We start from the raw sequence: 939 nt of genomic DNA on the forward strand, positions 1-939 counted from the left end.
GTGGGCCTCGCAGTCAAGCCCGCTTGTACTCTTGCATTCAAAAGGACGGTTGCCGACCGTCCCGAGCGGACCTTCGCGCGCCTCCGTTACCCTTTAGGAGGCGACCGCCCCAGTCAAACTGCCCGCCTGGCACGGTCCCCGAGCCGGTTGACGGCCTCGGGTTAGGACGCCGGTCGCGCGAGGGCAGTATTCCAAGGGCGGCTCCCCGGGGGCTGGCGCCTCCGGATCTTAGCCTCCTGCCTATCCTCTACACGCGGGACCAGCGGCCAATGCCAAGCTGCAGTGAAGGTTCACGGGGTCTTTCCGTCCTTCCGCGGGTAAGTCGCATCTTCACGACCAGTGCAATTTCACCGGGTCCATGGTCGAGACAGCGCCCAAGTCGTTGCGCCTTTCGTGCAGGTCGGAACTTACCCGACAAGGAATTTCGCTACCTTAGGACCGTTATAGTTACGGCCGCCGTTTACCGGGGCTTGGCTTCGGGGCTTCGCCGAGACGGCTAACTCCTCCGCGTGACCTTCCGGCACCGGGCAGGCGTCAGACCCTATACGTCGCCTTGCGGCTTCTGCAGAGTCCTGTGTTTTTGGTAAACAGTCGCTTGGGCCTCTCCACTGCGGCCCGCCTCCGCTCCCGGAGCAAGTCCGTTCACGTACGCGCGGGCACCCCTTCTCCCGAAGTTACGGGGCCATTGTGCCGAGTTCCTTGACCATGGTTGACCCGATCGCCTCGGTATGTTCTACCCACCCACCTGTGTCGGTTTGCGGTACGGGCGCGCACGCGCCTGCCTAGGGGTTTTTCTAGGGACCTCGGGCTCACTCGCTTCGCTCAATCGCTTCGTCCGGAGCCTCGCCCTCGATGCGGACCGGATTTCCCTGGTCCGCGGGCCGCGCTCCATCACGGGGACGTCCAGAACCCCGCCGAGCCACCCCCATCCGTCGCCCC

Annotated in this window: 1 rRNA gene; it reads right to left on the bottom strand. The window is 64.6% G+C overall.

From position 1 onward, the window contains the following. Positions 1–939 (bottom strand): 23S ribosomal RNA (locus ACTQXO_RS08720); the annotation flags it as partial.

The organism is Collinsella sp. LCP19S3_D5 (genome assembly GCF_052121415.1).
GTDB lineage: Bacteria > Actinomycetota > Coriobacteriia > Coriobacteriales > Coriobacteriaceae > Collinsella.